This window comes from Paenibacillus sp. sgz302190 (assembly GCF_059820445.1).
In genome coordinates, this window is record NZ_JBZYAO010000029.1 from 71,618 (window position 1) to 97,431 (window position 25,814).

25 protein-coding genes are annotated in these 25,814 nt (G+C 53.7%); 23 read left to right on the forward strand and 2 right to left on the reverse strand.

Annotation, left to right across the window (positions count from 1 at the left end; all coding sequences use genetic code 11):
* The first annotated feature begins 7 nt into the window (after positions 1-7).
* The 6 genes from AC6RNO_RS25950 (at position 8) to AC6RNO_RS25975 (ending at position 8,003) form a co-directional block, all read left to right on the forward strand.
* Positions 8-1,645, forward strand: coding sequence for a carboxylesterase family protein (locus AC6RNO_RS25950; protein ID WP_497107256.1), 1,638 nt, complete (start codon positions 8-10; stop codon positions 1,643-1,645).
* Between the two features lie 45 nt (positions 1,646-1,690).
* Positions 1,691-2,695, forward strand: a complete 1,005-nt coding sequence (locus AC6RNO_RS25955) for a response regulator transcription factor (protein ID WP_488435759.1) — start codon at positions 1,691-1,693, stop codon at positions 2,693-2,695.
* Positions 2,695-4,506, forward strand: coding sequence for a histidine kinase (locus AC6RNO_RS25960; RefSeq protein ID WP_497107257.1), 1,812 nt, complete (start codon positions 2,695-2,697; stop codon positions 4,504-4,506). Before AC6RNO_RS25955 ends, AC6RNO_RS25960 begins: the two co-directional genes overlap by 1 nt.
* Before the next feature lie 97 nt (positions 4,507-4,603).
* The gene (locus AC6RNO_RS25965; protein ID WP_497107258.1) at positions 4,604-6,142 is read left to right on the forward strand and encodes an extracellular solute-binding protein; all 1,539 of its coding nucleotides are present in this window, start codon (positions 4,604-4,606) and stop codon (positions 6,140-6,142) included.
* A 27-nt stretch (positions 6,143-6,169) separates the two neighbouring features.
* Positions 6,170-7,135 (forward strand): ABC transporter permease subunit, encoded by a 966-nt coding sequence (locus tag AC6RNO_RS25970; protein ID WP_497107259.1) that lies wholly within the window; start codon positions 6,170-6,172, stop codon positions 7,133-7,135.
* Position 7,136: 1 nt separating this feature from the next.
* Positions 7,137-8,003 (forward strand): carbohydrate ABC transporter permease, encoded by an 867-nt coding sequence (locus tag AC6RNO_RS25975; RefSeq protein ID WP_474686445.1) that lies wholly within the window; start codon positions 7,137-7,139, stop codon positions 8,001-8,003.
* A 60-nt stretch (positions 8,004-8,063) separates the two neighbouring features.
* Here AC6RNO_RS25975 and AC6RNO_RS25980 read toward each other — a convergent pair whose 3' ends face one another.
* A complete protein-coding gene (locus AC6RNO_RS25980) occupies positions 8,064-9,464 on the reverse strand; it encodes an MATE family efflux transporter (protein ID WP_488435579.1) in 1,401 nt (466 codons plus the stop codon).
* 212 nt (positions 9,465-9,676) lie between these two features.
* Between AC6RNO_RS25980 and AC6RNO_RS25985 the strand changes: the two genes are divergently transcribed.
* The 16 genes from AC6RNO_RS25985 (at position 9,677) to AC6RNO_RS26060 (ending at position 23,969) form a co-directional block, all read left to right on the forward strand.
* Complete coding sequence (locus AC6RNO_RS25985; protein ID WP_474686449.1) at positions 9,677-10,054, forward strand: ATPase; 378 nt, start codon at positions 9,677-9,679, stop codon at positions 10,052-10,054.
* Between the two features lie 138 nt (positions 10,055-10,192).
* On the forward strand, positions 10,193-10,768 hold the full coding sequence (locus AC6RNO_RS25990; RefSeq protein WP_474686451.1) for a TetR/AcrR family transcriptional regulator: 576 nt from the start codon (positions 10,193-10,195) through the stop codon (positions 10,766-10,768).
* Positions 10,769-10,811: 43 nt separating this feature from the next.
* Positions 10,812-12,086: an HlyD family secretion protein gene (locus AC6RNO_RS25995; RefSeq protein ID WP_497107260.1), complete on the forward strand. Its 1,275-nt coding sequence runs from the start codon at positions 10,812-10,814 to the stop codon at positions 12,084-12,086.
* A gap of 7 nt (positions 12,087-12,093) precedes the next feature.
* A complete protein-coding gene (locus tag AC6RNO_RS26000) occupies positions 12,094-13,314 on the forward strand; it encodes an ABC transporter permease (protein WP_497107261.1) in 1,221 nt (406 codons plus the stop codon).
* Between the two features lie 26 nt (positions 13,315-13,340).
* Positions 13,341-14,642 (forward strand): TolC family protein, encoded by a 1,302-nt coding sequence (locus AC6RNO_RS26005; RefSeq protein ID WP_497107262.1) that lies wholly within the window; start codon positions 13,341-13,343, stop codon positions 14,640-14,642.
* A 205-nt stretch (positions 14,643-14,847) separates the two neighbouring features.
* Positions 14,848-15,135, forward strand: a complete 288-nt coding sequence (gatC, locus tag AC6RNO_RS26010; protein WP_474686459.1) for an Asp-tRNA(Asn)/Glu-tRNA(Gln) amidotransferase subunit GatC — start codon at positions 14,848-14,850, stop codon at positions 15,133-15,135.
* Positions 15,136-15,168: 33 nt separating this feature from the next.
* Positions 15,169-16,626, forward strand: a complete 1,458-nt coding sequence (gene gatA, locus AC6RNO_RS26015) for an Asp-tRNA(Asn)/Glu-tRNA(Gln) amidotransferase subunit GatA (RefSeq protein ID WP_497107263.1) — start codon at positions 15,169-15,171, stop codon at positions 16,624-16,626.
* Positions 16,627-16,662: 36 nt separating this feature from the next.
* The gene (gene gatB, locus AC6RNO_RS26020; RefSeq protein WP_474686463.1) at positions 16,663-18,114 is read left to right on the forward strand and encodes an Asp-tRNA(Asn)/Glu-tRNA(Gln) amidotransferase subunit GatB; all 1,452 of its coding nucleotides are present in this window, start codon (positions 16,663-16,665) and stop codon (positions 18,112-18,114) included.
* 69 nt (positions 18,115-18,183) lie between these two features.
* Positions 18,184-18,663, forward strand: coding sequence for a GNAT family N-acetyltransferase (locus AC6RNO_RS26025; protein ID WP_488435572.1), 480 nt, complete (start codon positions 18,184-18,186; stop codon positions 18,661-18,663).
* An 80-nt stretch (positions 18,664-18,743) separates the two neighbouring features.
* Entirely contained in the window at positions 18,744-19,448 is a 705-nt protein-coding gene (locus AC6RNO_RS26030; protein WP_474686467.1) for an MgtC/SapB family protein, read from the forward strand.
* Positions 19,449-19,513: 65 nt separating this feature from the next.
* Positions 19,514-20,116: an RNA polymerase sigma factor gene (locus tag AC6RNO_RS26035; RefSeq protein WP_488435571.1), complete on the forward strand. Its 603-nt coding sequence runs from the start codon at positions 19,514-19,516 to the stop codon at positions 20,114-20,116.
* Positions 20,067-20,384 carry a hypothetical protein gene (locus AC6RNO_RS26040; RefSeq protein ID WP_497107264.1) on the forward strand — a complete coding sequence of 106 codons (318 nt, stop codon included), beginning with the start codon at positions 20,067-20,069 and terminating at the stop codon, positions 20,382-20,384. The genes AC6RNO_RS26035 and AC6RNO_RS26040 overlap by 50 nt, the downstream gene beginning before the upstream one ends.
* Before the next feature lie 29 nt (positions 20,385-20,413).
* Positions 20,414-21,031, forward strand: coding sequence for a hypothetical protein (locus AC6RNO_RS26045; RefSeq protein WP_497107265.1), 618 nt, complete (start codon positions 20,414-20,416; stop codon positions 21,029-21,031).
* Positions 21,032-21,141: 110 nt separating this feature from the next.
* Positions 21,142-21,576 carry a peroxide-responsive transcriptional repressor PerR gene (perR, locus tag AC6RNO_RS26050; protein WP_488435568.1) on the forward strand — a complete coding sequence of 145 codons (435 nt, stop codon included), beginning with the start codon at positions 21,142-21,144 and terminating at the stop codon, positions 21,574-21,576.
* A 123-nt stretch (positions 21,577-21,699) separates the two neighbouring features.
* Positions 21,700-23,427 (forward strand): glycosyl hydrolase family 18 protein, encoded by a 1,728-nt coding sequence (locus AC6RNO_RS26055; RefSeq protein WP_497107266.1) that lies wholly within the window; start codon positions 21,700-21,702, stop codon positions 23,425-23,427.
* Positions 23,428-23,441: 14 nt separating this feature from the next.
* On the forward strand, positions 23,442-23,969 hold the full coding sequence (locus tag AC6RNO_RS26060; RefSeq protein WP_497107267.1) for a 5' nucleotidase, NT5C type: 528 nt from the start codon (positions 23,442-23,444) through the stop codon (positions 23,967-23,969).
* A 112-nt stretch (positions 23,970-24,081) separates the two neighbouring features.
* Here the strand turns inward: AC6RNO_RS26060 and AC6RNO_RS26065 are convergent, their stop codons facing one another.
* On the reverse strand, positions 24,082-24,486 hold the full coding sequence (locus AC6RNO_RS26065; protein WP_474686481.1) for a DUF2614 family zinc ribbon-containing protein: 405 nt from the start codon (positions 24,484-24,486) through the stop codon (positions 24,082-24,084).
* Between the two features lie 131 nt (positions 24,487-24,617).
* Here AC6RNO_RS26065 and AC6RNO_RS26070 point away from each other — a divergent pair, with 131 nt between their 5' ends.
* Positions 24,618-25,487, forward strand: a complete 870-nt coding sequence (locus AC6RNO_RS26070; RefSeq protein ID WP_474686483.1) for a nucleotidyltransferase-like protein — start codon at positions 24,618-24,620, stop codon at positions 25,485-25,487.
* Positions 25,488-25,814: the final 327 nt, after the last annotated feature.

The window sequence follows — 25,814 nt, forward strand, 5'->3', positions numbered from 1 at the left end:
CGAGTCTATGGATACTTATAATTTTCAATACGGCATCCGCCAAACAACGCGCAGCGGCATCGTAGAAGGTGTGGAAGACGCGGAGCGCGGGATATGGGGGTGGCTGGGCATCCCTTACGCCAAACCGCCGGTCGGCGAGCTGCGGTGGCGGGCGCCGCAGCAGCCGGACGCTTGGGAAGGCGTGCGGGAGGCGAAGCGGTTTGCATCCTGTTCGCTTCAGCTGCAATGGCCGGACGGGACAGCCGTCGGCAGCGAAGACTGCTTGTATCTCAATCTGTGGAGACCGGCCCACGATCGCGTGCATTTGCCCGTTCTCGTATTTGTTCACGGCGGCGGGAACATGAATGCTTCGGGCGAAGAGTTCAAAGGCGATGTGTTGTGCCGGCGTACGGACAGTGTCATTGTGTCGATCAATTACCGCCTGGGCGCGATGGGCTGGTTTCGCAGCAAAGCTTTGGCGACGGGCGATCCGCTCGACGATTCCGGCAATTACGGGCTGCTGGACATCATTCAGGCGCTGCGCTGGGTGCAGGACCATATTCGTTCATTCGGCGGCGATCCCGGCAATGTGACGGTGGCCGGCCAATCGGCGGGTGCGCGGAACATTATGGCGCTCACGATTTCTCCGCTGGCGGCGGGCCTGTACGCGAAGGCCGTATGCCTGAGCGGCGGCATGACGCTGGCCGAAACCGGGCTCGGCGAGCGGTTTGCCGACGAAGTCGCGAGCCGGCTGCTTCTGCAGGACGGGCGGGCGGACTCGCCGGCGGAGGCCGAGCGGTGGCTTCGCAGCAGCGATGCGCGGGATGTCGCCGCCTATCTGAGAAGCCGGAGCGGCGAGGCGTTTTTGCCGCTCGTCGGTCCGGGGCAAATCAGGATGAACCGGTTCCCGCATCTGTTCAAGGACGGCTATGTCATCCCTGAAGCGGGATTTCAGCTGCTTAAGGAAGAATCATACCGTAGAGTTCCGATGATCATCGGATCGACGCTGGATGAGTTTTCCGGATTTTTGTTTTTCGAGCCGGATTTTATAAGCGATGTCCAAACCGGAAAGCTGCTGGAAGACACTCACAAGCTTGCGCTTTACACTCACGCCAAGAATTTCGGCAGCAAGCTGTATGCGGGCTTTAACGCCGACGCTGTCGCCGAGGCGCTTCACGAGTCCGCGGCTCCGCCTCCGGTGTATGTTTTCCGGTTTGCCTGGGGGGCGAACAGCGAAGTCGTCGCTTCGCCGCTGCCGGAACTGTTCGGTTCTTCGCACGGAGCCGATGTCGATTTTTGGACCGGCCATGAAGAAGGCATGCTGAACAGGCTGCATCCCGGAGCTTATTACACGCCTCGCAATAAGCCCGGAAGAATGGAATTGTCGGAACGCATGATGACATATTTGGGCAATTTATTGCATACCGGAGATCCGAACGGAGAGCAGTCCGGCCTGACCCCGTGGCTGCCGTGGCATAGCGATCGACAAGAGCGGATTCTGCTGCTTGATGCCGACAATCACCATGCCCGCATTCGCATGTCCGCGGATATGTATCGGCGGCAGCATATTTTGCAGGAGATGCACGATACGCTGGACCCGCACACGATCCAATATTTGACGGGCGTTCTTTTCAAGGACCGCTTTTTTTGGCAGCTGCCCCAATAACAGGCTTCACCATACAGACATAAGGGAGGGATCGGGTTGTTCGAAGTGCTGGTTGCGGAAGATGAAGTATGGATTCGCGATGCCGTCGTGGAAATGATCGAGGAGTTGAATCCCCGGTTTACGGTTATTGGCGCTGTGGACAACGGCGAGGAGGCGTGGAATTTCATTCAGCAAAGCTGGCCGGGGATCGTGGTCACCGATATTATGATGCCGAAGAAAAACGGGCTCTGGCTCAGCGAGCAGATTTATGCGCAGCAGCTTCCGGTCATGGTCGTCATTTTGAGCGGCTACGACAATTTTCAATATGCGAAACAGGCGATGCGCTTCGGTATCTCGGAGTATCTCCTCAAGCCGGTGGACAAGCAAGAGCTGCACGATGCGCTGCAGCGCTCCTTGCTTCGTCTGGAGAAGACGGCCGAATACCGCGAGTACATTTTCAAAATTCAGCACTTTATCGATCAATTTCCCGGGCTCAATCAGCAGAAGCAGCTCCAGGAGACGCAAAGTCTCGTGGCGAGTCTGCTAAGATTAAAAGCCCGCGAGCCGGGAATCGGCAAAAACGCGCTGTCGCTGCTGTCGTTTAAAATGAACGAGCTGCTGCAGGGCATCCAGCCGTCCCGGCCGGCCGTTCCTTTTGCGGAAAAAGAGGAGAAGGGCGTACATAAGCACTTTCGGGAGCTTGCGGAAGCCTGGATTTTGAGCTACACGGAGTATGCCAACCACAATGTGAATGCGGCGGTGCTGAAGGTATGCGAACATATCAAGGCCAATTACTATGACGACTTTTCGCTTGCCCGGCTTGCGGATATGGCGCATTTGAGCGTTTCTTACTTCAGCACGTTGTTTAAAAAAGTGACCGGCAAAACCTGCCTCCATTATTTGAACGAGGTGCGCATGGAAAAGGCGAAGCAGCTGCTGCAGGAGGCCGATTTGAAAATATACGAGATCGCCGGCATGGTCGGCTACAATTCGATGCCTTACTTCAACCGGATGTTCAAAGAGCTGGTAGGGATGACCCCGGCCGAATACCGGAAAAAACTGGGTGTGTAATGATGAAAGCGCTCTTGCCGAAACTGTCGATCCGCGCGGTCATGGTGCTAGTCTTTTACGGAATCAGCGTCATTTCGCTGCTGCTGGTAGTTCTTTTCTCCAATTATTATTACGGCAAAGAAGCCAAGAAGCAGTTCGAGAACATTTCGTACGAAGCCATTGTCAGGCTGAACTATCATCTGGATTTTTATTTCCGGGGCTTCGCCCAATCCGTCCAAAGCCTGGCGGGCAGCGATGTCGTACAAAAGTGGCTCGTCTCTGGAAACGCTACCAATCTGGACGATCAGGATGCGGAGCATGAATTGAGGCGGTACATGGCCTTGAATTATCCCGAAATCCGCAACATTTTTCTCGTCTCCGGCCGGAAGGCGGTCATCTCGATGTCCCAATCGACGGGGAAGCCGCCGCAATACGATCTGGAGCCCTGGTACGGCCTGCCGCTTACGGACAAAATGCAAGTGTTCGAAACGCATGCAGCGCATTACGACGAGGCCAACGGCCAGCCTGTGCTGTCCATCCGGCTTCCCGTTTACGATAAAGTCAACTTGACATTAATCGGCAATTTGATCATCGACATTTCGCTGGCCGAACTGCAGGCGGCTTTTCAAAGCTCCAGGCTCGGCGAGTCGGGCATGTTTTTTATTTTATCGGCGGACCGGCAAAAGGTGATTTATTACCCGGAGGATGCGTGGAACGGGGCGGCCGTCAGCCGGACTCCCTTGAAGGAGGTGGCGCTGCCGGAAGGGCAGCACATGTTTCTCGGGCAGTATCAAGGCAAACAATATTTGATCGCCCATTATCCTTCGAGCTTGACGGGCTGGGAGACCGTATCGATGGCACCTTTCGAAGAAATGGCGGCAGGGCTGAGCGCAGCCCGCTCCTCGGTGCTTCTCGTGCTGGCGATCATTACGCTGGTCATTTTGCTTGCCGTTCCGATCGTGTCGAACCGCTTGATCCGGCCGATCCTGACTTTGAAAAAGCTGATGAACCAGGTGGCCAAAGGAATGCTCGACGTGCGCTCCGACGGGCCGCCAAGCCGGGACGAATTCCAGCAGCTGTTTCACAGCTTCAACAACATGGTTTACAGGCTGAATGAGCTGATGGAGACGAACACGCTTTTGAAGGTGAAAGAGTACCAGATGCAGCTGCAGCAAAAGGACGCGCTCATTAAAGCGCTGCAAAATCAAATCAATCCGCATCTCCTCTACAATTCGCTGGGCATCATCAAAAGCATCGCTTACCTGGAGCAGGTGCCGGTCATCGAGCGCATGGCGCAAAACTTGTCCGACGTATACCGCTATACGGCCCGGTTCTCCGACCTCGAGGTGACGCTGGAAGAGGAATTGTCGATTCTGCGCAAATATTTGGAAATTATCCATATCCGGTTTCCGAAGCATTTTCAAAGCAAAATTTACGTGAACGAGAAGTTTTTGCAGGGGCGGATTATTAAGCTGACCTTGCAGCCGATTGTGGAAAATGCGGTGAAATATGCCGTCGAGTCCCAGGGCGGGACAGGCTGCATTCTCGTTAGCGCTTACATGGAGGAGCGGGATTTGGTGCTGGAAATCGCCGATAACGGGATGGGCATTGACGAGGCGGATTTGCATGAGCTGGAAGAGCACTTGAGGCGCATTTCGGAACATGCGGGCGAGTCGTACGTTCAGCCGCATTCCCTCGGCTTGTCCAATGTGCACGCCAGGCTGGTGCTCAAATACGGAAGCAGGTACGGGATCGCGCTCACCTCCTTCCACAGCAGGGGAACCGTCGTTTCGATCCGCATTCCGTTTCATATTCAGCCTTTCGAACCGTAAAATAAGTTCGGAAATCGAAAGATTACGTAAGGCTATTTCCCCCGTGACTCGCTATAGTTGTGGCTGTAAGGATAATTTTATATATGGGGGTAGATCCATGAAAATGTTGAAAAGTTCCGCGGCCGTCATGCTGTCCATCGCCGTGTTGTCGGGCTGCTCGCAAAAGCAGGCGGATACGGCGCCAGGCAATTCCACAGCGCCTTCGTCAACAGCGGCGGCCTCGACGGCTCCGGCGGGGGATAAAAAAGAGAAGCTCGACCTCAAAGTGATGACGATCAGCTATGAGGGCGGAGGCTGGCCGGAGAAATTTTCGGTGCTCGACGAGCTCGGCAAGAAGCTGAACATCGATTTGAAAATGTCATGGATTCCTGCCGACAACTACAAGGAAAAGCTGGGCGTGCTGGCCGCTTCCAACGATTTTCCCGATGCGTTCATGATTGCCGGCGACGATTTTCTCAAATGGCGCGATAAGGGCATTTTTCTGGATATAGCCCCGGTGCTGGACAAATACCCGAATTTGAAAAAATATTTGAGCGACGAAGCGATCAAAGTGGAGAATCCGAAAGGCAAAGCTTACGGGCTGCCCTACTATGTCGCCGAAACCCGCGATTCCATGGCGATCCGCAAAGATTGGCTGGACAAGCTGCACCTTAAAATGCCGACGACCGTGGACGAATTGTACGAGGTGGCCAAAGCTTTCGCCAAGCAGGACCCGGACGGCAACGGCCAAGCGGACACGGTCGGACTGTCTTTCAGCATGCAAACGTTTACGACCGACGTGTTTATGGATCAGTTGAAAGCTGCGTTCGGCGTCGCCAACGGCTGGAAAGAGGCGAACGGCGCGCTCGTGCCGTGGCAGACGCAATCGGCCGAGCTGAAAGGCTTGCTGGCGTATTTGCGCAAGGCGTACGAGGAGGACGTGCTCGATAAAGATTTTGCCGTCAACAAAATCAAAGATCCCGACTTCAAGTTCGAGTCCGGCAAGCTGGGGATCGGGCACGTGCTGCCGACCACCGTCTACAGCCAGGCGGTTCCTTCCATTAAAAAGATTTCCCCGGACGCCGAAGTGGTGCAGCTGACGCCGCCCAAAGGCCCGACAGGCCTGCAGGGCACGACGACGTCAGTGCCGCTGAACAAAATTGTGATCAATGCCAAGATCGATAAAAAGAAACAGGAACGCCTCTTGGAGATGTTCGATTACATGCTCTCCGACGAAGGCTTCACGCTTATTAAAAACGGCGTGGAAGGCATTCATTACAAGAAAACCGCCGACGGCAAGTACGAGAAGCTCCCGGCCTTCGACACAGACAGAGCGTATCTGCTTTCCTTCTGGCTGATCCGCCGCTTCGATCCGTATATTTCGGTCCGCCTGTGGGATAGCGAGGAAGTGCGCAAGAAGATGGAGCCCTGGTTCGAGCTGAACGCCAAATACCGCAATCCGAACAAGGGAGCGGGCATTTCTTCGGAGACGATGAACAAGTCGGGGCAGACGCTGGACAAAAAAATGATCGAAGCGATGACGAGGATCATTATCGGCAAAGCTTCCGTAGATTCGATCGATGACGCTATCGCGGATTGGAAGAAAAACGGCGGCGACAAAATGATCGAGGAAGTCAATGCGGAGTATAAAAAGTAACGGCAGCCCATATACGGAGGAAGCAGCATGGGAAAAATAGTGGAGACAAGCGCTAATACGATAGTCGCCGCTTCGCCCGGACTTGGGAAAAGCGTATCGGCGGGCGCCTGGAAACGGGGATTGCCTTTATATGCGATGATTATCCCGGGGTTTTTATATTTTATGATTTTCAAGTATGCGCCGATGTTCGGCGTACTGCTCGCCTTTAAAGAATACGATCCGTTTGGCGGATTTTTCGGGAGCGATTGGGTGGGCTTCGCCCATTTTGCCAAATTGTTTCACGATCCGGATTTTTGGACGCTGTTTTCCAATTCGTTGTATTTGAGCGGATTGAACCTAATCTTGTTTTTTCCCGCACCGATCATCATTGCGCTGCTGCTGAATGAAGTCCGCAAATCGTGGTTCCGCCAAGCGGTGCAGACGATCATCAACATCCCGCACTTCATGTCCTGGGTCATCGTCGTCAGCGTTACGGTGCTGCTATTCGCTACGCAGGACGGCGGGATCAATCAGCTTCTGGTCAAGCTGGGCTACCCCCGGCTGGAACTGCTCACCGATCCGGGCTATTTCCGCTTTCTCTACAATTTGCAAAGCGTGTGGAAAGAAGCGGGCTGGTCGGCGATCATTTTCTTTGCCGCCCTGGCGACCGTCGATCCGACGCTGTACGAAGCGGCGGTGATGGACGGGGCCGGACGCTGGAGGCAAATGTGGCATGTCTCGCTGCCTGCGCTGCGGACGACCATTATCGTCCTGTTTATTCTCCGCATCGGCTACGTGCTCGATCTAAGCTTTGAGCACATTTTATTGATGCAAAATCCGGCGAACATGGAAGTGTCGGAAATTTTCGACACCTATATGTACCGGAACGGTATTTTGCAGGGCGATTTCAGCTATCCGACGGCTGTCGGTTTGTTCAAATCGGTGATCGGCTTCGCGCTCGTCGTCATCGTGAACCGCATCGCCAAACAATTCGGTGAGGAAGGGGTGTACTAGCATGCGCCGTCATGACGCCAGAGGCAGCGATTGGGTGTTTCATACGATCGTCTACGGGCTGCTTGTTTTATTCGTGCTGTGCATTTTGTTCCCGCTCGTGTACGTGTTTCTGACTTCCTTCGCCAGCAAGCATGAAATTCAGACCAGGGGTTTCTTTCTGATCCCCGGCGAATGGACGATCAACTCCTACGGCTATTTGTTCATGAACCCAGCTTTTATGAAATCGTTCTTGAATTCGCTCTATATTACGGGCGCCGGCACTTTGCTCAATATGGTATTCACGACGCTGATGGCTTACGGGCTGTCCAAGTCGTGGCTCAAAGGCCGAAAATGGATGAACCTGATGATCGTATTTTCCATGCTGTTTAACGGAGGCATGATTCCGCTCTACCTTGTGGTGAAAAATTTGCACCTGCTGAACTCCATGTGGGCGCTGTTCCTGACCGTGGCGATCGCGCCTTTCAACCTGATCGTGATGCGCACTTTTTTTACGGGCGTTCCCGCGGAGGTGGAGGAATCGGCGCGAATGGACGGGTGCCACGAGTTCAGGCTGCTGTGGAGCATCATGATCCCGCTCTCGATGCCGGTCATCGTCACGATTACGCTGTTTTACGCCGTGGAGCATTGGAACACATATTTCAATGCCGTGCTGTACTTGAGCGATCAGGACAAATGGCCTTTGCAGGTATTTCTGCGGCAAATGCTGAACCAGCCCGACGAAACGATCGCCGCGATGGGCAGTTTCGAATACAGCCCCGGCGTCCGCATGGCCGGCGTCGTGCTGACGGCGCTGCCGATGCTGCTTATTTACCCGTTCCTGCAAAAATATTTCAACCAGGGCATGCTGGTGGGTTCGGTCAAAGGCTGATTCGCCGCAAAAAAAACGTCGAAACCGGAAAATGAAATCCGGCTCGACGTTTTATTTTTTTCAGGATGCAGGCTTCACGCTGCCCATCATTTTGGTATTTTTCCACTTGCCGAATCGATAGTAGAGCACATTCAGGACGACGGCGACGATAAAGCCGATGGGGAAGCTCCACCAGATGGCGTCGAATCCGTACGTATGCCCAAGGAACACGGCCAGCGGATTGCGGATCAGCAGCAAGGCGATAAAGGCGACGACCAGCGGGAAGACGACGGCCCCGGCGGACCGGACGACTCCGGCTACGACGTTGAAGATGCCGAAGATGATGAAGGACCATAGCGTAATGTTATTGATGTGCACGCCGAGCTCGATCGCTTTGCCTTCCATCGGCAGGAACAGCCCGACCGCCTGGCGGTTAAACAGATGGAGCAGGCCGACAAGCACGCCCGTGAGCACGATGTTGGTTCCTACGCCTATCCAGGTAATCCGCGATACGCGGTCCCATTTGCCGGCTCCGATGTTCTGCGCGGCCATGGAGGTAACCGCTCCGCCGATCGCCATCGCCGGCATCTGCACATAGCTCGATATTTGCATAGCTACGCCGAAGGCGGCGGCCGCTTCCGATCCGTAGGAGTTGACGAGATGAATCAGAATCAAGTTGCTGAGCGACACGACGACCATATTCAAGCCCATCGGCAGCCCCTTTTGAATGAGCACCCGGATGATCGTCCAGTCCATTCTCAGCATGTGCGTGTCGTTTCTCGTAATGCGCAAAAAATATTTCGTCCGGTACAAATAAAGCAGAAGCAGGACGAAGCTCAGCAGCTGCGCGAAAAAGGTGGCGACCGCCGACCCGGATATGCCGAGCTCCGGAAAAGGTCCGATCCCTTTTATCAGCAGCGGGTTCAGCAGGACGTCGAGGAATGCGGACAACAGCAGGAAGTAAAAAGGGGTTTTGGCGTTCCCCGATCCGCGCAGAACGGCCATAATCAGGTTGAAGCCGAACATGAACGGCACGCCGGCGAACATGATGCGCGTATACGGCACGGCGAGATCCTTCACATCCGCGGGCGTGTTCATCCAATCGAGAATAACTGGGCTAAAAATAAGCCCGATCAGGGCGACAACAATCGAAAGAATAAAGAAAAATACGGAGCTTGTTCCGACGACTTTTTTCGCTTCCTCGACCTTTTTGGCCCCCAGATTTTGCCCGATCAAAATGACCGCGGCCATGGCGATGCCGAATATGGCGCTGATTAAAAAGAACATAATGATGTTTGCGTTGGAGGTTGCCGCAAGTGCCTGCTCGCCGAGAAAATTGCCGATCCAGATGGAATTGATCGATCCGTTCAGCGTTTGCAGCACATTTCCGAGCAAAATGGGCAGTGAAAATAAAATCAGCGTTTTGCCGATCGGCCCTTCCGTTAACGAAGGACGCGGCGCTTTGGGACTGTCTGAACTCATGCAAGGACTCCTTTTCAGAGTAATGATAGGGGATACATGGTAACCATTATACCAAGAACTTCATCCGACTACGAAATTTCATCCGGGAGCGAATGAAAAAGGGAGTATGCCATTGGACACTCTCTGTTTTTTTTAGTACGATATTCGTAGATACATATATTTGAGAGATTCGACATTTACATGGTCGGCTTCATGCGGTTGGGGGGATTCCAATGCTTCGTCTAGGTGAAAAAATTATTGTCATTGCCGATAGTTTGGAGCAAAACCTGCCTGTCGGGCAATACGGATATATTATTGCATACGACCGGAATGCGGATAACGTGTTCGATTACGTGATTCGCATCCCGAAGGAGAACAAGCATTATTATGTGCCGGCTGCGGACATCGAACTGGAAGAGGTGCTGCTGCAGCAGGAAGCGGAGCGTATCGAGAAGGAGACGCTGATCGATTTTGCCCTGGCGACGAAGAATGCCGAGCTGTTCCGCAAAATTATGAACGGCGATGCGGCGGACGTGCAGGTCGAGAGCGGCAAGGACGTGCAGTCGCGGGAAGACTTCATTAAGCAAGTCAGCTTGAAAGCGTGGATCTAAGTGGGTATCGACGCCGGAAAACCTGGCCCCTGGAGCTTGAACAGGGGTCAGGTTTTTTTCTGTTGATAAAATCGGAAAGGCATGGTAAATTAGAAATCGAACATAAAACTAAATTAGTATTTTAGTTCTGAGGTGCGAATGATGGATGCCAAACAATTGATGATTATGGAATCGGCCAAAAAATCTTTTTCGCTGTTCGGCTATAAAGGAACGACGATGGATCAGATCGCCAAAATTGCCGGGGTGGGCAAGGCGACCATCTACACGTATTTTGAAAATAAAGAAGTGCTGCTTCATGAAATCGTCATGTCGTTGATAGCGGAGATGAAAGCAGTCGCCGAGAAGTCGTTCGAAGAAGGGAAGACGACCTCCGAACGGATTCACGGCGCGATCTATGGCATCCTCCTGTTTCGCAAGGAGCACGAGCTGCTGATTCAGCTGTCCCACGAGGTTCAGCAGTACGGCAATCAGGTGGCGCAGCAAGCTCTGGCGAGCGTCGAAACGGAAGTGATCGATTTCATGACCCGGCAAATCGAGCGGGCGATTGCCGGCGGCACGATGAAGCCGTGCGATCCGAAAATTACCGCATTCGTCATTTTCAAAATGTATGTCGCGCTGGTGTTTGATTGGGAAAAGCACAATCCGCCGCTCACCGACGACAAAATTTCCGAAATGCTGAATCTGTATATCATGAACGGCTTGACTGCTTCCTAACCACTTTCACTTGTTTACTTCAACTATGACGGAGGGGTTTTTTATGCGATTTATTCGACCCATGGTTTATTCGGTGATGGCGCTCGTCATCGGCGCAAGCGTATTTCTGTTGACATCCAGGCAGGCGGTCAGCCAGACCGATCCGGCGAATCAGGCCCGTCCGACTGCTTATATAGAAGCGAATGAAATTAGCGCCAGCTTCAAAGTGGGCGGACGCATTACGGAGGTTCTCGTGAAAGAAGGAGAAACCGTCAAGAAAGGCCAGGTGCTGGCGCGCCTGCAGAGCGGCGAAATCGCCGCGAAGGTGGACCAGGCCAAGGCGGCCGTCTCGCTGGCCCAGGGTAAAATCGCCGAAGCGCAAGGGGCTGCGGCTACGGCGGAAGCGAAGAAGCAGCAGGGCATTGCCGGCGTCGCCGTGACGGCCGATACAGCCGAGCAGCAGGTCGCCCAGGCGAAGGCGGCGGTCGATGCGGCGCAGGCGAAGGTGGACGCGCTGCATAACGGCGCGCGCCCGGAAGAGAAGAAGCAGGCCGAGATTCAGTACAAGGCGGCGCAAGAGGTATTCACCCTCGCCGAGCAAAATCTGGACCGGATGAACGCAATGCTTGCGCAAGGCCTTGTCGCCAAAGCCGACGTCGACAAAGTGAAGGTGAGTTACCAGGAAGCGAAGACGAAGCGCGACCTGGCCGAGCAGCAGCTCAACATGGCCAGCGAGGGCCCGCGCGAGGAAGAGGTGCGGGGAGCCGAAGCGCTTCTTGAGCAGGCGAAGGCGGCGCTCGGGCTTGCCGAGGCGAACCGCGAGACGGTGCAGGTGAGGCAGGGCGACGTGACAGCCGCCGAAGCGGCTGTGCGGCAGGCTCAGGGCGCGGTCAAATCCGCGCAGTCCGGGGAGCAGCAGGCGAAGGCGGCGCAGCAGGAAGCCGAGACGTATTTGAGCTATACCGAGCTGCTTGCGCCGGGCGACGGCATCATTTTATCCCAGTCCGCACAGGTCGGCGAGCTGGTCGGCTCGGGCTTTCCGGTGTTTTCGCTGGAAGCGGCGGAGCAGCGCTGGGTTAAGTTCTACATGCCGGAAACCGCCGTCGCGGGCCTAAAAGCAGGCGACAAAATCAGCATGACGCTGCTGGCGACAGGCGAGAAAATCGAGGGCGCCGTCACTTCCGTGGCCGCCGCACCCGATTTTGCCGTGAAAAAAGCGACCCAGAGCGCAGGCGAAACGGATATCCGTTCGTTCGGCGTCAAGGTGGAGCTGAGCAGCCTGCCGGACAGCGCCGCAACGGGCATGACGCTCGTGTGGAACGGCAAATCGGAAGGGTGATGAGCGCATGAATCTGCGGGTCGGCCGAATTATTGCGGAAGAATGGACGCACATCGTGAAAGACCGCCGTCTGTTCGCCATTTTGTTCATCGTTCCGATTATGTACACGCTGCTTTTCGGATCGATTTATATGCACCACAAAGTTACGGAGATGGCCACCGTCGTCATCGACGAGGATCAAAGCCCGCTCAGCCGCCAAATTATTCAGGCGTTCGAGCAGAGCGAATCGTTCCGGATTACGAAGGAATATCACTCCGAGGACGAGGTGAAGCGGGCGCTGGCATCGGGCGAAGCGAAGGTCGGGCTTGTCATACCTTCGAATTTCGAAGCGAAGTTGAAGCACGGGGAGACGCTGCCTTTGCTGACCTTGATCGACGGCAGCAACATGATGATCTCGAATGCCGCAACCAAAGGCGCGAACGAGGTGATCACGACGTTCAGCATGGGATATTCGGCGAAAAAGCTGCAGCTCCAGCAAGGGCTGCAAAGCGAGCAGGTGCTGAACACCCTGTCGCCGATCCCGTACCGCTACCGCATTTTGTACAACTCGACGTTTAATTATAGCGACTTCATGCTTTACGGCTTGATGGGCGCGATTTTGCAGCAGGTATTGTTTCTTGGCATCGCTCTGACGATCACAAGGGATAAAGACAGCGGGACCTGGCACAGGTTCGCCGAGTGGAAGTTTAATCCGTGGCGGATCGCTTACGCCAAGACGGCGCCGTATTTTCTCATCAACCTGTTTAATACCGCCGTTGCTTTCGTCGTCGCGCTGTACGTGTTCGAAGCCCCGCTGTTCGGCAGCCTGCCGGCCGGGCTTGCCATCATACTCAGCTTTACTTTCGCCGTCAGCGGCATCGGTTATCTGATCAGCCTGTTTTCGGGCAATCAGCTCGGCTCCACCCAGACGGCGATGCTGATCGCGGTGCCGTCATTCATGCTTTCCGGCTTCACCTGGCCGTTCGAAGCGATGCCGAGGGCGCTTCAGATCGTCGGGTATATGCTGCCGCTCACTTACTTTTTGGACGGCGTCAGAAACATTTTCGTCAAAGGGAACGATTTCGCCGCCATTTGGCGGGACTGCGTCGCCCTGGTGCTGACCGGAACGCTCACTTATTTCATCGCGATGCTGCTGACGCGGTTTGTCGTATTTTCCGGCAAAAAGACGTCGCAAGCCGCTGCGGGCGGCAAGCCTGCGCTGCCGCAAGGATCGAATCTGACAGCCTGAAACCTTTTCGAAAGGATGCGAACATCATGAAAAAAACGATCATCGTGCTATCTTCGGCACTTCTCCTTGCTGCGGGACTGCAGCCGGCCGCTTACGCGGATACGACGGTCACGACGACGGTCGAGGACCCTGTGCAGAACGTATATGTGTACCCGGAAACGCTGGACACCGCAGCTTCGTTGGATTTGAATTATGTGTTGGACAAAGCGCTGAAAGACTCGCATAATCTGACTCTGCTGGCGCTGAAATATTCGGCTCAGGGCACCAAGAAGGGGGATTTGGAGGCCCAGATGGACCAGATGGCCGGCCCGTCGTTCACGCCCGGGCACCTGCCCGCCACAGCGGCGGAGATCGCGAACACGCCGGGCATGCCGGCGATTAAAGACCCGGTCGATCTGCAGTGGACGATCGTGCAAAATTCGGCCATGAACCAAATGCTTCAGGGCATGGGGGCGCTTGCCGGCGGGATGAACACGATCATCAGCTCGCAGCGGGCGCAGATGCGTTCGGCCGCCCATCAGCTCGGCACCGACCAGCGCAATTCGCTGCTGCAAAGCGATGAGGCCGAGGCCGGCATCCGGCTGCAAATGATCGCGCAGTACGCGCAATTGCTCGGCCAGAAGAAGCAGCTTGAGCTGATGCGCGAGTACCAGGCCGTGATCGAGAAGGACGTGCAGAAAGCGGTCATGTTCCGGCAGCAGGGGCTGGCCTCGGCCGACGACGTCCAGACGGCGCAAAAGGTGCTCGCCAAACAGAAGGACGACATCGTTCTGCTGACGAACAATTACCGACTTGCTCTCGTTCAGCTGTGCACGGATATCGGCATCGCCTATAACCCCGATCAGGTTATTCAGGATATCGCGCCGATCACCCCGCAGCCGGTCGTCGAGACGGACACGCTGACATTGCTGAAAGGCTCCTACCAGATGAAAATGGCCGGAAACAATATCGATGAAGCGGTGTGGGAAACTGGCAATACGGTTACGCAAAACACGTACGGCGGCCAATACCTGATGGCGAATGAGGGCATCGCCGGTCAAAAGAACGCGCAAACGAAGCTTGAGCTGACCAAAAAAATCGAAGCGACCTATAACGACGCCCGCAACGCTTACCAGGCCTGCCTGACGGAGCAGCGCAATTTGAGCGACATTCAGGCGGATTTGCAAAAGGTTCGCTTCCGCTACGCGGCGGGCGTCATTTCCAGGCATGATCTCGATAAATTCATGCTTAAGGTTCACCAGAACGAAACTGCGCTAGCTGCCGCCAAGCTGAAATATTATGTGTTGAATGAAAAAGCGAAGGCGATGGATTCGGGCTTTATCCAGTAACCTTTAAGAAGCAAGCCGCAAATCCGTATCGGCAGACTGCGCCAAGCGTCCGCCGGTACGGCTTGCGGCTTTTGCTGCGCCCCGGCGCAAAGGCCGCACAAAGACGGCGCAAAGACGGACCAAAGGCTCGCTTCACTTTTGGGGGATGGTTGGGCTATAATGAAAAGAATGACTATATGCAACAAAGGTAAAGGGGTGGACTATTGTGAGCATTACAAAATCAGATGTCGAGCACGTTGCCAAGCTGGCCAGACTGGATCTCACGGACAATGAGATGGAACAGTTCACAGGGCAGCTGAATGCGATTTTGAAATATGCCGAGCAGCTGAATGAGCTGAATACGGATGATGTGGCTCCGACGAGCCATGCGATGCCGCTTGTGAACGTGATGCGCGAGGATGTGACACAGCCTTCGCTGCCGATCGAGAAGGTGCTGTTGAACGCGCCGGACGAAGAAGACGGCCAGTTCAAAGTTCCGGCCGTATTGGAGTAGGAAAACGTATATTAAGGAAGGGAGTGCCTGTCGTTGTCTTTGTTTGATCTTACCTTACAACAAATCCACAATAAGCTGCACGGCAAGGAACTGAAAGTATCCGATCTTGTGGATCAATCGTATAAGAGAATCCGGGAAGCGGATGCGAAAATCCAGGCGTTCCTGACGCTGGATGAAGAGAACGCCCGGGCGGCTGCAGAGCAATTGGACGAGCAGCTCGCTGGCGGCGGCGCAAGAGGGATTTTATTCGGGCTGCCGATCGGCCTCAAGGATAATATCGTGACGGAAGGTCTCAAGACGACCTGCGCCAGCAAATTTTTATCCAACTACAACCCGATTTACGACGCAACGGTTGTACGCAAGCTGAAAGAGGCGCAGACCGTCACCATAGGCAAGCTGAACATGGATGAATTCGCGATGGGCGGCTCCAACGAGAACTCCGCGTTTCATCCGACCTATAACCCGTGGAACACAGCGCACGTACCGGGCGGCTCCAGCGGAGGCTCGGCCGCTGCTGTTGCCGCCGGCGAAGTATATTTTGCGCTCGGTTCGGACACCGGCGGATCGATCCGCCAGCCGGCCGCCTACTGCGGCATCGTCGGTTTGAAGCCTACATACGGCCTCGTGTCCCGTTACGGGCTGGTCGCATTCGCGTCCTCGCTCGACCAGATCGGACCGCTGACCAAGAACGTGGAAGATTCCGCCTACTTGCTGCAAGCTATTGCCGGGCACGATCCGAAGGATTCCACTTCCGCCAAAACGGACATTCCCGACTACGTGAGCGCCTTGACAGGCGATATCAAAGGCTTGCGCATCGGCGTGCCGAAAGAATATATGGGCAAAGGCATCGACCCTGCCGTGAAGGAAAAAGTGCTCGAAGCGCTGAAAGTGCTGGAAAGCCTCGGCGCCGTCTGGGAAGAGGTCGACATGCCGCATTCCGAACATGCCGTCGCCACTTACTATCTGCTCGCTTCGTCCGAGGCTTCCTCGAACCTGGCCCGCTTTGACGGCGTTCGCTACGGCGTCCGTTCCGACAACGCGCAGAGCCTGCTCGACGTGTACCACATGTCCCGCAGCGAAGGCTTCGGCCCCGAAGTCAAGCGCCGCATCATGCTGGGCACCTACGCGCTGAGCTCCGGCTACTACGACGCTTACTACCTGAAAGCGCAAAAAGTGCGCACCCTGATCAAGCAGGACTTCGATCGGGTGTTTGAAAAATATGACGTCATCGTCGGCCCGACGGCTCCGACGCCGGCTTTCAAAATCGGCGATCAGGTGGAAGATCCGCTGACGATGTACCTGAACGATATTTTGACGATTCCGGTCAACCTCGCAGGCGTTCCGGCGGTCAGCGTGCCCTGCGGCTTCGTGAACGGACTTCCGGTCGGGCTGCAGATTATCGGCAAAGCGCTTGACGAGTCGACGGTACTGCGCGCGGCTCATGCCTACGAGCAGAACACCGACCACCACAAACAGCGTCCGCAGCTATAATGGCGGCTAATCAAGTCCAAAGGAGGCATATTCATTTTGACGGCAACGACGGATACCCAATTTGAAACCGTGATCGGTCTGGAAGTCCATGTGGAGCTTCACACCGCATCCAAAATATTTTGCAGCTGCGCGACTTCATTCGGTGCGCCTCCGAACACGAATACATGTCCCGTCTGTCTAGGTCATCCAGGCGTGCTGCCTGTGTTGAACCGCCAGGCGGTGGAGTACGCGATGAAAGCGGCGATGGCGCTGAACTGTACGATTGCGACGAACAGCAAGTTCGACCGTAAAAATTACTTTTACCCGGATTCGCCCAAAGCTTACCAAATCTCCCAGTATGATCAGCCTATCGGCGAGCACGGCTGGATTGATATCGAAGTGGACGGCGTCGCCAAACGGATCGGCATCACCCGCGTCCATCTGGAAGAAGACGCCGGCAAGCTGACGCACGTGGACGGCGGCTACGCCTCGCTCGTCGACTTCAACCGCGTCGGCACTCCGCTGATCGAGATTGTCTCCGAGCCGGACCTGCGCTCGCCGGAAGAAGCGCGCGCTTACCTGGAGAAGCTGAAAGCGATCATGCTGTACTGCGACGTGTCCGACGTCAAGATGGAGGAAGGCTCGCTGCGCTGCGACGCCAACATCAGCTTGCGTCCGTTCGGGCAGGAGAAATTCGGCACGAGAGCCGAATTGAAGAACATGAACTCGTTCCGCGGCGTGCAGAGAGGCCTCGAGTACGAAGAATACCGCCAGGCGGACATTCTCCGCAGCGGCGGCGAAGTCGTACAGGAAACGCGCCGCTGGGACGACGCGCAGGGCAAAACCTTGACGATGCGCGGCAAAGAGCAGGCGCACGACTACCGCTACTTCCCGGACCCGGATCTGGTCAGCCTGTACATCGACGATGCGTGGAAGGCCGCTGTCAAAGCTTCGATTCCGGAGCTGCCGGACGCGCGCAAGGCGCGGTATGCGAGCGAGCACGGGCTTCCGGGCTACGACGCCGAAGTCATCACCGCCTCGATGAAGCTGGCCGACTTCTTTGAAGAGAGCCTGCAGTACACCAAGGACGCCAAAGCTGTCTCGAACTGGATCATGGGCGATCTGCTCGGATATTTGAATGCGGGCAACCTTGAACTGGGTGATGTGAAAATTACCGGCAAAGGACTGGGCGAGATGATCGGCCTGATCGAAAAAGGCACGATCTCCAGCAAAATCGCCAAAACCGTGTTCAAGGAGCTGATCGAAACCGGTAAAGATCCGCAGAAGATCGTTGAGGAGCAAGGGCTCGTGCAAATTAGCGACGAAGGCGCGATCAAGGCGGTTGTCGAGCAGGTCGTGAACAACAATCCGCAGTCTGTCGCCGATTTCAAGGCCGGCAAAGAGAAGGCGGTAGGCTTCCTGGTCGGACAAGTGATGAAAGAAACGAAGGGCAAAGCCAACCCGGGGCTCGTCAACAAATTAATCGTCGAGTGCCTGAACGGCAAATAATAAAAACAGAAAGTGGTGATCCCGCAACAAGGGCACCACTTTTTTTCAATCGGGGAGGGTGGCGGCACTATGACCATCAAGCAGCTTCCTTTGGACACGAATGAGGAGATTTTGCAGCTGTTGTCGCTGCAAACGGCTTCCTATCGCGTGGAAGCGCAATTAATCGGCTTCGAGGACATTCCTCCGCTCAAGGACGGCATAGCTTCGATCCGGGCGGCGGAGGAAACTTTCCTCGGCTATTATACGGAAGAGGCCGGAGCAAGCAGGCTGGCTGGCGCAATCTCGTACAGCTGCGAGGGAACGGTCGTGACGATTTGCCGGATGATGGTGCATCCGGACTATTTTCGCCGGGGGATCGCCGCGAGCCTGCTGCGGTTCGTGCTCGCCGATCAGGAGCGGGACGGGGCTTCCCGGTTTGTCGTCTCGACCGGGTCGGCGAATTATCCGGCGGTGCGGCTGTACGAAAGCTTCGGCTTTTCCCCAAGGAGAACGCTTACGGTCGGCCCCGGTATTGCGCTAACGACATTCGAACGCCCTGCTTCGAGTTGATTTTTTCATCAAAAGCAGGTTCTTATCGAAGCGGAGCGCGATACAATATGTTATCACTGCGTAAAGGGAGCGATTTCAACATGAATCCTTGGGTTATCGATCAGCTGCATGTTACGATCCGGCTGTTTTTGGCTCTCCTTTTAGGAGGGCTGATCGGCTTTGAACGGGAAGTCAGCAGTCATGCCGCGGGGCTGCGGACTCATATTTTGGTATGCGTAGGTTCGGCTCTGGTGATGCTGTTATCGATGTACGGCTTCAGTGCCTTCGTGAACGAAGTGAACGTTCGGATCGATCCTTCCCGTCTGGCGGCCCAGGTCATCAGCGGCATCGGCTTTTTGGGCGCGGGCACGATTATGTTCAACGGCAGATCCATCACGGGCTTGACGACGGCCGCTTCGCTTTGGGTGGTGGCGGGAATCGGGCTTGCCGTAGGCGCGGGCTTTTATTATCCGGCCGTCCTCGCCTGCCTTATGGTTTTGGTCAGCTTGTGGATCCTTAATAAATTGGAACTGCGGTATTTCAGCGGCAAAAAGCTGCGCATTATCAACATCGTTGCCGTCGACCAACCGGGAATTCTCGGCATCGTTACAACCCTGCTCGGCGAGTTGAAGGTGGACATCCGCAAAGTCGGTATGGAGGATTATAAGCACGATGGGGAGAGAAAAATGGTTCGGATCACCTTTTACGTGACGGTGCCGAAGCCTGCCGTGATCGTCTCGATTTTGGAACAGATTAACAATCTTTCGGGCGTTGAAGAAGTAAACGTTGAAAAAAGTAAAGTTTAATTGAAGGGTTCTTCGGGGGGCGAGCGTCTAAGCATAAAGTACGAACAGGAAGGGAGAGGTCGGGCATGGACAATTTGACGGATGAACAGCTTATCGACCGGATCCGTCAAGGTCATTCCGAAGCTTACCGCATTGTGGTGGAGCGGCATAAGAACTACATTTATTCGCTCGTCTACCGGATGGTAGAGCATCGGGAAACTGCCGAAGACTTGACCCAGGAAGTGTTCGTCAAGCTGTACCGTTCCCTTTCCTATTTTCGCGGCGACGCCAAATTTACGACGTGGCTGTACCGGATGACGGTCAATCTCGTCACGGATTACAGGCGGTCGCAGAAGAGAAGGCCGTACGAAGCGCTTCTGGATAAAATGAAGGGCTGGCTGGGCGACGCCAGGGAACAGCCCGAGGAAGCCGCGCTCATGAAAGACGAGCAGCAGCGTATGCAGAAGCTGTTGTCCGAGCTGCCTGATAAATACAGGCTGATCATGTATCTGTATCACTACAAGCAGTTGTCCTATCAGGAAATGTCCGAGGCTACAGGCTTGCCTGTGAAAACAATTGAAACAAGGCTGTACCGGGGAAAGGCCATGCTCAAGGAAAAATGGTTGGAGGTGAATGCGGATGAGACGGAAACCGATGGAAGAGGCCAAGTCCGAGCCGTATCTGAATAAGTTTTTAATCGAGATGCCGCTGGAGGAAACGTCTCCGGATTTTACGGATCGGGTGATGCGGGCTATTACGCTTCCGGAACGATCTTCGCGGCAGGCAGACGCCGGCAAGCAGCATTGGAGAAGCCAGGCTGTCAACGGTCTCATTGCTATCGCCGCCACAGTTCTGTTTATCCAGTCCGGTCTCATCGACAAAGTATTGAGCATCGATACGGGAATCAACATGATTTCCGCTTACATTGCGCAGCTTACCCATTTGCTGCAATTCTGATACTTAAGCGCAGATTGGAGGAATTTGAAATGAATATGCCCAACAACAATCATCGCATACCGGAGTTTCCGGGGCATGAGGAACTGCTGAGAGAGCCTTTTGCCGCGCATGAATCGTCCGCTTTTCCGAACATGCCCTATACGCCCCCTTATTATCAATCGCCCAAAAAGCGCAAATGGGTTGCCGGGGTTCTGTCTTTCGTCATTCCAGGAACGGGACAACTGTACCTCGGTTTGATGCAGCGCGGATTGTTTATCATGGCGCTCATCATCCTGGACATCGTCATTATGGTCTCGATCCATTCCCAGGGGCGTGAAAGCGTTCCGATGATGACATTGTTCGCCTTGATTTTGCCGGTCATTTATTTCTACAGTTTGTTTGACGCTTTGCAATCTACGGACAACGTCAACCGGCGAATGGAATTGGGAGATTTCGCGGATATGCCGCAGGACCCTTTGCAAAAGCTGATGCGCGGCAGCAACCTCGGGGTGCTGCTCATTGTGGCCGGCGTCCTGTTTTTCCTGATCAGCACGAAACCGCCGTGGTTCGAACAAATTTTCGATCTCCTCGGTTCCTATCTCGGTTCGATCGTCCTGATCGTGGCCGGACTGGGCATGTTCTTGCTGGAATCCCGCAAAAGCAGGTAATTGTTTGCTGAGAATAACCATGAATCCGCTGCCATCATTGACAAAAGTCCATTTACACACGTACAATAAAGTGTGAAGCATAAATGACTACACATCAGGTGGTGAGTATCATGGCAGTACAATTGGAACATGCTCTGGCCAAATTGAAAACAACCGGTGTTCGAATGACCCCTCAGCGGCACGCCATTCTTTCTTTTTTGCTGGATTCCATGACTCATCCGACTGCAGATGACATTTATAAAGCACTCGAATCCAAATTTCCTAATATGAGCGTTGCTACGGTTTATAATAATCTGAAGGTCTTTATTGAGGCGGGACTCGTCCGCGAGCTGACTTACGGGGACAGTTCCAGTCGGTTTGACGCCGATATGACAGATCATTACCATGCGCTTTGCGAGGTGTGCGGCAAAATCACCGATTTCGAATACCCGTCGCTTCACGACGTTGAAACGACCGCAGCCGCCCAGACAGGATTTCAAGTGCGCGGTCACCGGTTGGAGGTATATGGGGTTTGTCCGGATTGCGTCGGCGTTACCAAGCATTAACAACTTTGCGCAAAATTCCTGCTCGCTCCGGTTTTTGTTGTATAATGAACGTGTTTGAACCTTCTTGCGATAAGAAGCGGAGAACGCGTTTTTCTTTTGCAAATTTTAAAAGGACGTGACAACTTGCAACCACTGCCAACCGAGCCGCACATTCGCCGCAGAAAGTCGCCCAGACGCTTGTTTTTTTTAGTCCTCATTCTTTTTTTGATGCTCGGTTCAGGTGCGGGATTTTGGCTCTGGAAAGAGTACGCCCCTAATAACGAACATGCGGAGACCGATTATCACGAACTGGCCAAGCCGGTTTTTTATCAAGGCCAATTTTTCCCGACAAGCGCAATCGGCCAAAAGGAAACGCTCAAGCTGCCGCTGGCGCTTATCCAGCAGTGGATTGATCCGTCGATCGTGTACGAGGAGCAGAGCGATTCCGTGATCATTACGACGGCGGACAAAGTGCTTCGTTTCAAAACGAGCCAGCTCTCGGCGTTTATGAATGAAAAACCGTACACGCTCGCTTTCCCCGTCGAAAAGAAAGATAAAACCGTCTATGTGCCTATTGAACCGCTGCGCGAGCTGTACCCTATCGAGCTTCGGGAATCAGAGCAGACCGGCGCCGTCATCCTGCTGAAGAAGGGGGATCGTTTGCAGTGGGGCAAACTGACCGATGCGAAGGGAACACCGCTCCGCGCGGGCCCGACCGTGAAGGCGCCTATTCTGTCAAACGCCGCTTTTGACGAGCAGGTTATGATTTTGGGCGAAGACAACGATTGGTATAAAATTCAGCAGCAGAGCGGTCCCATCGGCTTCGTCCGCAAAAGCGAAATCGCGCTTGACCGCGAGGAAACGATTCCCGTCGGCGAGGGCGCTGCGGCCTTTGTGCCGGCCAAGCCGCTCGGCGGCAAGCTGAATATGACCTGGGAACACGTCACTTCCAAAAATCCCGACACGGCCAAAATTCCCGAGATGCCCGGACTTAACGTCATCAGTCCGACCTGGTTTTCTTTAGCCGACAATCAGGGGCGGGTGAGCAACTCCGCTGATGCTGCCTATGTCAAATGGGCCCAGGACCGCGGTTATCAGGTATGGGCGCTTTTCAGCAACGGCTTCGAGCCAGACCGGACTTCCCAAGCGCTTGCGACGTACGATTTGCGCATGAAAATCATCAAGCAGCTTCTCGGTTTTGCTCAAACGTACAAATTGCAAGGTTTTAATATCGACTTTGAAAACGTGCGCGTAAAAGATAAAGCGAACCTGGTTCAATTCGTGCGGGAAATGACGCCGCTCATGCATGAGCAGGGCCTCGTCGTATCGATTGACGTTACGCCGAAATCGACGAACGAAATGTGGTCCTTATTTTATGATAGGCCGGCGCTTGCGGAGACAGTGGATTACATGATGCTGATGGCTTATGATGAATATTGGGCGACAAGTCCCAAATCCGGCTCCGTCTCCTCCCTGCCATGGGCGGAAAAATCGCTTGTTCAATTATTGAACGAAGAGAAAGTGCCGGCATCCAAGCTCGTTCTTGGCGTTCCTTTCTACACGCGCCTGTGGACGGAAGAAGTCAAAAAAGGCAAAACCGAAGCGAAGTCGAAGACGCTGTCGATGGATCAAGCCCAAGCCATTATCAAAGACAAGAAGCTGACGCCGGTCTTCCTGCCCGAAGCGGGGCAAAACTACGTGGAGTATAAAGAAGGAGACAAGCTGATGCGGATCTGGCTTGAAGACGAAACTTCGGTCAAAGCGAGAATCGCGCTCGTCAAAAAATACGATCTGGCTGGAATGGCCTCATGGCGCCGCGGCTTCGAAAAAGCGGATTTGTGGAAGACGATTCAAGACGAAATGGGCAAATAGGGAGGATAGGATCGATGAGAAAAAGAATAGCCATCGATATGGACGAGGTTATGGCCGATACTGTTGCCAAGCATCTGGCATCGTTTAACCGCGATTACAACGACGAAATTACACTGGAGGATTTGCACGGCAAAAAATTGCGCCATCTCCGTCCGCACCTGGAACAGGAGATCAGCGGTTATTTTGACGATGTCACGTTTTTTCGCGATCTGGAAGTGATGGAACGAAGCCGGGAAGTCATACTTGAGTTGAGCGAACGGTACGACATTTTTATCGCTACGGCGGCCATGGAACACCCGGCTTCTTTTATGGCCAAATTCGAATGGCTGAAAGAACACTTTTCTTTTTTGCCGGACATGAATTTCGTGTTTTGCGGCGACAAAAGCATCGTTCACGCCGATTTCTTGATCGATGACCACCCGCACAATTTCGAGCGTTTCAAGGGACAAGGAATACTTTATACGGCTCCTCATAACGTTAACGAAACCCGTTATCCTCGCGTCAACAACTGGCAGGAAGTGCGGGATTATTTTCTCGGATAAATCATAGATACAGCAAAAGCCGGACCCGTGAGCACTGTGCGGGTCTTTTTTTGTGTGCAAAAGAAAAAAACGGGCTTTCGCCCGCCATGTTTTTTGTTGTGTGCCGCTTCGCTTAATGAGGCTTTTGCTCGTGATCCCGGTTATGCTCCAGCATCGGCATTGTGATCAATTGATCTTCAGCCTGCTCTTTGGGTTGGTACTGCGGGTCCACCGTCAAAATCGTTTTGCAGAACATGCAGCGGTCCGTTTTTCCGAGCATTTTCGTTCTTCGCCCGCATTCAGGACAGTCGATGACGGTCGCCGAAGTAGAGAGCATTCCCGCCCAAAAATAAATGCCCATGCTGACCATCATGCTGATCATGCCGATAATCATAAAGATCACAGCCATGATGCGGCCAGCTTGTCCCCAATCGAAAACGATCCCCGCCAATCCGACAATCATGAGCAGCATGCCGCCCATCGTCATGCCCAGTCCCCAAAGCCGAAACTCATTCACTTTACTTGATTTAAAACGCACCTGATTCCTTCCTCTCCGCCGTCGCTTTCGCAATCGTTACTGTATGATTTGTCACAAAATTCAGCAGGAAACTCCGCCATTGATGTCGAAATAAGAGAGTAATCCAATCCAGACAGGAGCTTCTGATACCCATGGGAATCGATAAAGAGCAGCTTTTGCTTAAGTTCCGCAATGACCGCAGAATTATCAGCGTCATGACGGTGAATAACCCCAAGCAGCTTCCCGCGCTGACGGACGGGTTCGATCAACTGCTTCTCATAGTTACAAACGATCTGAGTCTTAACAACCATATGATTAATTATATAAGAGACGATCTTCGTATACAAGAAAGATGGGTTGATCCGGCTTCGCTGGAGCATTGGATTCGTGTCGGGGAAAATCGCAGCATCATTCATTGGCTGTTAAAAGGGGAGATACTTCTGGATCAAAATACTTATTTGGAAGGCCTTCGCCATAGAATGCTTGAATTTCCTGTTGATTTGCGCGAGCACAAATTGTTAATCGAATTCTCCTTGTTTTTGCGAAAATATTTGCAAAGCAAAGAATATATTCTTGACGAGCATCTGCTGGATGCCTATAACAATATACTTGAAGCTCTTCATCATTGGGCGCGCATCGTCATTATCGAAGACGGCTACCATCCCGAAATTACGGTTTGGCGACAAATCCGCTCGATCAATCCGGGGGTTTACAAGCTGTACGAAGAATTAACGATGAGCAAAGAAACTTTGAAACAGAGAGTTCAACTAGTTTTGCTGGCCTGCGAATTTTCCGTGATGTCCAAAATGGAGCGCTGCTGCAAAAGCCTCATCTATATATTGTCCGAAAGCGGGCAGCCTGTGAGCGCCAAGGAACTGCAGCTTCATCCTTTACTGTTGGAGGTCAGGGGAGAGCTGCCGCTTCTTCTTAATAAATTGGTGAAAAAGGGACTGATTAAAGAAGTGGCCGTCCCTATCGATGAAGACATTACGGAATTAGAGCTGAAGTATTCGGCCGTTTAAAATAATTCAAAATCCGCAGGAATCGGCTGCCGCGCCGATTCTTTTTTTCTTTCTTGACATCAAATAATCATCTGTGATAAATTAGATTTCGCCGCCTAAAGACGGTACGCTTTCAAAAAGTTTGATGCAAGACAAGCAAGAAAAAAGATTTGAAAAAAAAGCTTGCATTGAATTGGGCGAATGTGATATATTATAAAAGTCGCCGCTGAAAACGGGCGACGAAATGAACGAAAGAAATTGTTCTTTGAAAACTGAACAACGAGTGAAGAAGCAAGGTTGAGCAATCAACCACAAACAAGAGATTGCAAAATCTCGTCAGCTTTGAAA

What these genes read in the sequence shown, in the direction of transcription:
- AC6RNO_RS25980 (WP_488435579.1), bottom strand. Translation starts at nt 9,464, where the DNA reads ATGAGTTCAGACAGTCCCAAAGCGCCGCGTCCTTCGTTAACGGAAGGG.
- AC6RNO_RS25995 (WP_497107260.1), top strand. Translation starts at nt 10,812, where the DNA reads ATGCGATTTATTCGACCCATGGTTTATTCGGTGATGGCGCTCGTCATC.
- AC6RNO_RS26005 (WP_497107262.1), top strand. Translation starts at nt 13,341, where the DNA reads ATGAAAAAAACGATCATCGTGCTATCTTCGGCACTTCTCCTTGCTGCG.
- AC6RNO_RS26000 (WP_497107261.1), top strand. Translation starts at nt 12,094, where the DNA reads ATGAATCTGCGGGTCGGCCGAATTATTGCGGAAGAATGGACGCACATC.
- AC6RNO_RS25985 (WP_474686449.1), top strand. Translation starts at nt 9,677, where the DNA reads ATGCTTCGTCTAGGTGAAAAAATTATTGTCATTGCCGATAGTTTGGAG.
- AC6RNO_RS26070 (WP_474686483.1), top strand. Translation starts at nt 24,618, where the DNA reads ATGGGAATCGATAAAGAGCAGCTTTTGCTTAAGTTCCGCAATGACCGC.
- AC6RNO_RS25965 (WP_497107258.1), top strand. Translation starts at nt 4,604, where the DNA reads ATGAAAATGTTGAAAAGTTCCGCGGCCGTCATGCTGTCCATCGCCGTG.
- AC6RNO_RS25990 (WP_474686451.1), top strand. Translation starts at nt 10,193, where the DNA reads ATGATGGATGCCAAACAATTGATGATTATGGAATCGGCCAAAAAATCT.
- AC6RNO_RS26025 (WP_488435572.1), top strand. Translation starts at nt 18,184, where the DNA reads ATGACCATCAAGCAGCTTCCTTTGGACACGAATGAGGAGATTTTGCAG.
- AC6RNO_RS25960 (WP_497107257.1), top strand. Translation starts at nt 2,695, where the DNA reads ATGATGAAAGCGCTCTTGCCGAAACTGTCGATCCGCGCGGTCATGGTG.
- AC6RNO_RS25970 (WP_497107259.1), top strand. Translation starts at nt 6,170, where the DNA reads ATGGGAAAAATAGTGGAGACAAGCGCTAATACGATAGTCGCCGCTTCG.
- AC6RNO_RS26045 (WP_497107265.1), top strand. Translation starts at nt 20,414, where the DNA reads ATGAATATGCCCAACAACAATCATCGCATACCGGAGTTTCCGGGGCAT.
- AC6RNO_RS25950 (WP_497107256.1), top strand. Translation starts at nt 8, where the DNA reads ATGGATACTTATAATTTTCAATACGGCATCCGCCAAACAACGCGCAGC.
- AC6RNO_RS26035 (WP_488435571.1), top strand. Translation starts at nt 19,514, where the DNA reads ATGGACAATTTGACGGATGAACAGCTTATCGACCGGATCCGTCAAGGT.
- AC6RNO_RS25975 (WP_474686445.1), top strand. Translation starts at nt 7,137, where the DNA reads ATGCGCCGTCATGACGCCAGAGGCAGCGATTGGGTGTTTCATACGATC.
- AC6RNO_RS26030 (WP_474686467.1), top strand. Translation starts at nt 18,744, where the DNA reads ATGAATCCTTGGGTTATCGATCAGCTGCATGTTACGATCCGGCTGTTT.
- AC6RNO_RS26040 (WP_497107264.1), top strand. Translation starts at nt 20,067, where the DNA reads ATGAGACGGAAACCGATGGAAGAGGCCAAGTCCGAGCCGTATCTGAAT.
- AC6RNO_RS26060 (WP_497107267.1), top strand. Translation starts at nt 23,442, where the DNA reads ATGAGAAAAAGAATAGCCATCGATATGGACGAGGTTATGGCCGATACT.
- perR (WP_488435568.1), top strand. Translation starts at nt 21,142, where the DNA reads ATGGCAGTACAATTGGAACATGCTCTGGCCAAATTGAAAACAACCGGT.